The sequence below is a fragment of the Endozoicomonas sp. genome, from assembly GCF_031844845.1.
Lineage (GTDB): Bacteria > Pseudomonadota > Gammaproteobacteria > Pseudomonadales > Endozoicomonadaceae > Endozoicomonas.
Genome location: NZ_JAVRMB020000059.1, coordinates 1 through 6728, shown reverse-complemented (window position 1 = coordinate 6728; position 6728 = coordinate 1). Strand labels below are relative to the sequence as shown.

The following is a 6728-nucleotide window of genomic DNA, read 5'->3' as shown; positions in this document are numbered from 1 at the left end:
GGAAGCGTTAAACCCAATGCAGATCCCACCGCCGTCATCCCCGCCTGCGAGGCTGTCGCAAAACCCACCAGGAACCTCATTCCCACGCTCTGCGTGGGAATGCATAGCCAACCGCAGGAATCGTGTCTGTGGTTGGGTCCTGGCGCTACCACGCAGAGCGTGGGAGCGAGGAGGGTTTTCCTGGTGGGTTTTGCGACAGCCTCCTGCGCGGGGATGACGGTGGTGGTATCTGCATTGGGTTTAACGCTTCCCTGCACTACGGACTATCAAAAAGTCCGGCGGCATACGGCCAGTCCCGTATGCATTCCCACGCGGAGCATGGGAACGAGTCTACCTGTGGGAGCGAGCCTGAATCCATAGCCACTTGTGCTTTTGCGGGAAGTGGAAAGTGGAAAGTGGAAAGTGGGAAGTGGGAAGTGGGAAGTGGGAAGTGGGAAGCGGTTTCCTTAATCCCTTAATGCCTCCTCAAGTATTTTTTTATCGTTTTCTGTAAAAGGTAGCTGTAATGCTTCTTGCTGAGCTCTCTCTGACATCTTTTTCCAGGTCTTCTGCACAATGGATATGATTTTATCTCTGGGGTATTTCACAGAAAAGGCAGAAAAATCCCGTGTCAAAAAGACCAGACAGGCACAATCTTCCAGTATTTGGGCATCCTGATTACGTTTAATGCCCTGCTTGCGAATAATGGCTGAAGCCTTTTCACAGCTTTGTTCAGAGTAACCGTTCTGCTCCATAACTTCAGTGGCTTTGCGGGCATGCATTTTGCCAAGTTCTGTTCGCCACTGCAGATAACCCGTGCGCCCTTCGGGATATTCAGAGCGGGAAATTTCCCAGCGACACAAATGCTGGCTGCGAACAGCGATCTGCAGTTCTTCTGAAGCATCCGGTGCCAGTTGTTGCAACCAGTACGTCATCTGTCGGGCATAATCCAGCTCTGCCGGTGTCCCATCAATGATCTTTGGATCCATTGCATGAAGCTGGTCAATGACGTCCAGTGTTTCGGTGAGTCTGGTCATAAGCAGTGATCCTGTTGTGTCATTAGCGTTATGTTGCACTTTTTACTTGATTTACTTCGCTATTTCGACTGGTATTTAATATTTCACGGGTGTTTGGGTAAGAAAAATGACGACAGGAAAGCCCGCCAAAGTTGCTATGGTAGTTGGCGCTACCGGAGCCACCGGGAAGGTGTTGATGAAATACCTGCTAGAGAGTGAGCACTATAACCAGATTATTGTTGTGCACTACCGATCGACGCCTTGGGCCAGTCATCCCAAAGTCCGGGAGATCGTAATGAGTTTTGATCAGTTGAAAGCACTGGAGGCAGAGTCAAAGGTTGATACTTTATTTTGCTGTCTTGGTACTACCATCAAAAAGGCAGGATCAAAAATCGGGTTTACTAAAGTCGATCAGGATTATGTTCTGGCTTTAGGTCAATGGGCAGTGAGTCATGAAAACCCTTCTTTTCACCTGGTCAGTGCCTACGGTGCAAACGCTAAATCATTGGCATTTTATATGAGAGTGAAAGGTGAGACAGAGAAGATGCTCAACAGTATGGGGCTTCGTTCACTCTCTCTATACCAGCCTTCACTGTTGCATGGTGATCGTAATGAGTTCCGGTTTATGGAGTCTGTGGGTTTCTATGTGATGTCCCTGTTAAGCAGTTTGCCCCTGGCCAGTATGAAGGTGCTTCGGCCTACCCGAATCGAGGCGCTTGCCCGATTGATGTATGAGCAATCTTTGCTGGATATATCGGGCATGCGGGTTTTCCGGCCTTCTGATATTGCAGCGTGTGAATAGACAGGGGCTCAGATTGCTTCTATTGAGCGATGGCACTGGAACCTGATGAAAGGCGGAGCCGGAAGGCGGCTCCGTTAATCTTGAAGTTATTCTTCGATATTACCCGTTATCTCACTCTGGTTGTCCGTCAGTGTAAGATTCTTCAGAAATAAAACCATGGGCGAACGGGCATTCAGTTCCAGAGTTATTTTACAATCATCGGCACAGCCATTGGGCAGGATCTCAAATGTATCCGTTGAAGGACTGTTCCAGGCATGCCCGTGAACTTCATGACCAAAGGCAACTAGCTGATCATTGAAATAAATATTGACCAATGTTTCAGCACCCCAGCCAGCCCATTTGAATTTTGCATAGACTTTTTCATGACCATCCAGTTTTACCGGGAAGCTGATTTTCCCACCGGTTGAGATCAGCCTCCAGGAGTTGTAGGCAAAGTCATAAACATGCCGTGAACTGTATTCCGGCTTACCGGTAAAAGCGCCTGATATCTCGTAAGCATTCAATTGATTTTTGGAAATGTTGGCTGAGATTTTGCCAATCTCTCCAGCAAATGCTGATGGCAGGTTGCAAATGAGTAACAATAATTAAAATCCGGTACATCTTCATAAAACTCTCCCAAATCGACAGTGTTTCTGTAGTTAGTGATGATGAAGTGGGATTTCCTTATACAGCACACTGTTTTGCAGGTGCTATCTAACCGTACATCCAATGATTGACTCGGATTTGAATGTAAAGTTCATTGGGAGAGAAGAAAAAAGGGAGAAAAGGCTGACTACCCGTACCAGGTAGTCAGCAGCTGCAGAATTAATGACTCGTATCAGGCATCAATCCGCTTGTATTTAACTCGATGTGGGCCGGCGGCTTCTACACCCAGTCGGGCAACGCGGTCGGCTTCATACTCGGTGTAGTTACCATTAGGGGCAAAATCCAGACTCCTGTTTATTTTCAGTTAGGTTTGGGTTCAGGGTAAAAGCCTTAGATGTACGATAGTTCTATTTATGTCGAAAACAAGGCAGAAATTACCGATATTGATTCATCTTCGATATGTGAAGAAAATACTATCAAGGCTAACTCTTCTGAAAAACATACTCAACAACCACCGGCTAAAGCCGGTGGGTTAGTGTTACGGACTGAAAGTCCGGATACGCGTCAAAGACGCAAAGACGCGTTGTTGCTAACCTTCACTCCTGAAATTTATCATCACCTATTGATTCCCTGGTTGCTGTCATCCTGTACAGGCGACTGCATGGATTCAGGAGGTAGATTAATGCACGACTGCATGGATGCAGGAGGTAGAGTAACGCAGGAGAAGTTACCGAGGAGCAATTACCGAGATTGTATAGGATCCATCTCACAGGGAAGTGAATGTGCGGTGAGATGGCTATCCCTGCCGGATGGATTGTGTACAGTTCATGTACACAATGACAGAGGTCTGAGTTATTCCACCCTCTGCATCCTGTACAGGCGACTGCATGGATGCAGGAGGTAGAGTAACGCAGGAGCAGTTACCGAGGAGCAATTACCGAGATTGTACAGGATCCATCCTGCCCGACGGTTGGCTATCCCTGCCAGATGGATTGTGTACAATCCCTGTACACAATGACAGCCGCGTGTACCTTGGGGCGCTTAATTATATCCCGTAGGGAGAAAACCATCATAGCTAAAGCTGACCGGCTAAAGCCGGTGGTTTTAACCTTTCAGGAGACTAATAAATTGCACCATAGTCTATCTCAAGCTTCAGCCTTGGGTTTGGGTTTGGGTTTGGGTTTGGGTTTGGGTTTGGGTTTTACGCTGTATTTTTCTTGTTCAGATAAATAAAAAATCCTATTTATTGGAACTTTCATACTATTAGAGTAGTCATACCTGATATTACAATTAGATTAGGGATACTTAATACCATGCGAGCTAACTTAGGTGCAAAAAGATCCATGCCGAATTATCAAAATACTTATTTTGAGGCATCATGCAATAAAAGAATGCGTTCCGGCAGGTTCACCTTAGCTATTGACCTTGCAAAAGATAACGCGTTATTAGGAATATCCATAAATGATATTCAGGCAATAAAAACGGCCAGAGTCATTAATAACTGTAAGAACGATGACAATCTGAGTCGATTTAAAAACACTGAGAAAATAGAAGAGCTTAAGACAGTAAGAAATAAACTGAATTGTGCTATCAACCGGCTACAATCTCAAGATGATATAGAAATTACACATACTCCACCAGACTCTCCTGTTGCTCTGGGGAATGTCTCAATGACAACGAAAAGCGAAGACAGCCTCGTAGAATTGAATCAAGGGTTTAAGGAGTCTGATAAAAATGTTGTTAATGGCAAGGGTGTTGTAGCTACATGTGATTTTAAGAAGGGAGACGAAATCGCTGCCTATGAGGGGGATATTGCGTGCCGAATCTTTTGTGACGAGCTTAAGAACAAATTTTATGCTTTCACCATCAGGGAGGAAAATGGTGACTTTGAAATTAAAGGCTTGGAAAAAGACACTTTTGTGGCATGGTCACAAGTTACTGTCCGTAAATCAGGCAAGTATGCTATAGAGTTAGGCCGAAATGGCAGTACAGATTTACGGTATCTGAATCATTCAAAAAATGCCAATGTAGAGGTTGCTTATGTAGGACGGAGGCAACTATCATGGTCAGATAGAAATAGCCTTCGGCTGACCGCTACCGCTCTCAGGAAGATTCATAAGGGGGAGGAATTGTTGTTTGATTATAATCCGGACAAGACTGACTCTGAGATCGACTTCTCCATTTCATTAATAGAAAAGTTAACGGATAGCCGAAAAAAAGCAATATATAAACAAATTCAAAAGCTGCAAGATAATACACATCGAAAAGTACTGGAAAAAGAAGTTATTTTGCCAAAGGTGCTTGACGAGCCTGTCGGAGAGATTATGCAACTATTGTATGATTTTCGAGTCAAAGAAAGTCGGCCAGCAACCATAGGTGAACTTTTTAATAAGTTGAGTAATGTTCATAAAAATATACTTCGGATTTTTTTTGCTACTGATGAGCCAGACTTGAACGACTTAAAAAATCAATTAGGCAATCCGAATAAAACAGGAAAATTTGATTCTGAAATCAATCAATTGACAACTAAAAATACCGCAGATCTTAAAAAGTATTTCTTGAAATCAATTTTTAACGGTGAAAACAGCTGGATTGAACCCGAAGAATTAAAAAATAAATTTCAGAATCAAACCAGTAAAATTCCCGGTCAGAATGAACTCATAAGACCGGGAGTAATACGTGTATTGCAAAAGTAACGGATACAATCAGGCATCAATTCGCTTGTATTTCACACGGTGTGGTCCAGCAGCATCTTCTCCCAATCGAGCTACACGTTCAGCTTCATACTCGGTGTAGTTACCTTCAAAGAAGGCCACTTTGGAATCACCTTCGTAGGCCAGGATGTGAGTCGCCACACGATCCAGGAACCAGCGGTCGTGGGAGATCACCATGGCACAGCCGGGGAAGGCCAGCAGGGCTTCTTCCAGGGCTCGCAGGGTTTCAACGTCCAGGTCGTTGGAGGGTTCGTCCAGCAGCAGTACATTACCACCGTCTTTTAATGTAGCCGCCAGCTGCAAACGACCACGCTCACCACCGGAAAGCTCGCCCACACGCTTCTGCTGATCACCGCCCTTGAAGTTAAAGCGACTGATATAAGCGCGGGAGGCTACTTCATAGTTGTTGATCTTCAACATCTCCTGGCCATCAGCAATGGCTTCCCAGACGGTTTTTTTGTCGTCCAGCTCATCCCGCAGCTGTTGTACGTTGGCGATCTTGACGGTATCCCCCAGTTCGATTGTTCCGGAATCAGGCTGTTCCTGACCGGTGATCATCTTGAACAGGGTAGACTTACCGGCACCGTTACCACCGATAATGCCGACGATGGCACCCTTGGGGATGCTGAAGCTGAGGTCGTCGATCAGCAGGCGGTCACCAAATCCTTTAGACAGACCCTTAACTTCAATAACCTTGTCACCTAAACGTGGGCCAGGTGGAATGTAGATCTCGTTGGTTTCGTTACGGGTCTGGAAGTCCTGAGATTGCATTTCTTCAAAACGGGCCAGACGCGCTTTGGATTTGGACTGTCGGCCTTTGGCATTGGAACGAACCCATTCCAGTTCGTGCCCCATGGCTTTACGACGAGCGTCTTGTTGTTTCTGTTCCCGCTCCAGTCGCTCTCCTTTCTGTTCCAGCCAGGAGCTGTAGTTGCCCTGGTAAGGAATACCTTCGCCACGGTCCAGTTCCAGAATCCAGCCAGCGGCATTATCCAGAAAGTAACGGTCGTGGGTGATCGCTACGACGGTTCCCGGATACTCAACCAGGAAACGCTCCAGCCAGGCAACGGATTCGGCATCCAGGTGGTTGGTGGGCTCATCCAGCAACAGCATTTCCGGGCTGGAGAGCAGCAGGCGGCAGAGGGCAACACGGCGGCGCTCACCACCGGAGAGGTTTTCAATTTTAGCGTCCCACTCTGGCAGACGCAGGGCATCGGCAGCGACTTCCAGTTTGCGCTCCATATTGTGAGCGTCCGCCGCCTGAATGATGTTTTCCAGTTTGGCCTGTTCAGTCGCCAATGCGTCAAAGTCTGCATCGGGTTCAGCGTAAGCGGCGTAGACTTCGTCCAGACGCTGCTGGGCGGCCTTCAGCTCACCCAGTGCTTCTTCAACCACGTCCCGAACGGTTTTATCCAGATCCAGCAGGGGCTCCTGAGGTAAATAGCCTACGTTCAGGTTTGGTTGTGGCCGGGCTTCACCATCAAACTCTTTATCAACACCGGCCATGATGCGCAGCAGGGTTGATTTACCGGAACCATTCAGGCCCAGTACACCGATTTTGGCACCGGGGAAAAAGGAGAGGGAGATATCTTTTAAAATCTGGCGTTTCGGGGGAACGATTTTGCTCACCCG

At 46.8% G+C, this 6728-nt stretch carries 6 protein-coding genes; 3 read left to right on the top strand and 3 right to left on the bottom strand.

Going from position 1 to position 6728, the window contains the following annotated elements; genetic code table 11:
* Positions 1-128: 128 nt before the first annotated feature.
* On the top strand, positions 129-458 hold the full coding sequence (locus tag RM811_RS02660; protein ID WP_402520504.1) for a hypothetical protein: 330 nt from the start codon (positions 129-131) through the stop codon (positions 456-458).
* On the opposite strand, the gene RM811_RS02655 is transcribed toward RM811_RS02660, so the two are convergent.
* Positions 447-1016, bottom strand: coding sequence for a DUF4202 domain-containing protein (locus tag RM811_RS02655; protein ID WP_402520502.1), 570 nt, complete (start codon positions 1014-1016; stop codon positions 447-449). The genes RM811_RS02660 and RM811_RS02655 overlap by 12 nt on opposite strands.
* 106 nt (positions 1017-1122) lie before the next feature.
* On the opposite strand from RM811_RS02655, the gene RM811_RS02650 reads away from it, so the two are divergent.
* Positions 1123-1797, top strand: coding sequence for a hypothetical protein (locus RM811_RS02650; RefSeq protein ID WP_402520500.1), 675 nt, complete (start codon positions 1123-1125; stop codon positions 1795-1797).
* Between the two features lie 86 nt (positions 1798-1883).
* Here RM811_RS02650 and RM811_RS02645 read toward each other — a convergent pair whose 3' ends face one another.
* Positions 1884-2378 (bottom strand): hypothetical protein, encoded by a 495-nt coding sequence (locus tag RM811_RS02645; RefSeq protein WP_402520498.1) that lies wholly within the window; start codon positions 2376-2378, stop codon positions 1884-1886.
* A 1317-nt stretch (positions 2379-3695) separates the two neighbouring features.
* On the opposite strand from RM811_RS02645, the gene RM811_RS02640 reads away from it, so the two are divergent.
* A complete protein-coding gene (locus RM811_RS02640; RefSeq protein ID WP_402520496.1) occupies positions 3696-5078 on the top strand; it encodes an SET domain-containing protein-lysine N-methyltransferase in 1383 nt (460 codons plus the stop codon).
* Positions 5079-5087: 9 nt separating this feature from the next.
* Here the strand turns inward: RM811_RS02640 and ettA are convergent.
* Positions 5088-6728, bottom strand: a 1641-nt coding sequence (ettA, locus tag RM811_RS02635; RefSeq protein WP_402520494.1) for an energy-dependent translational throttle protein EttA, incomplete at its 5' end; no start/stop codon positions are given.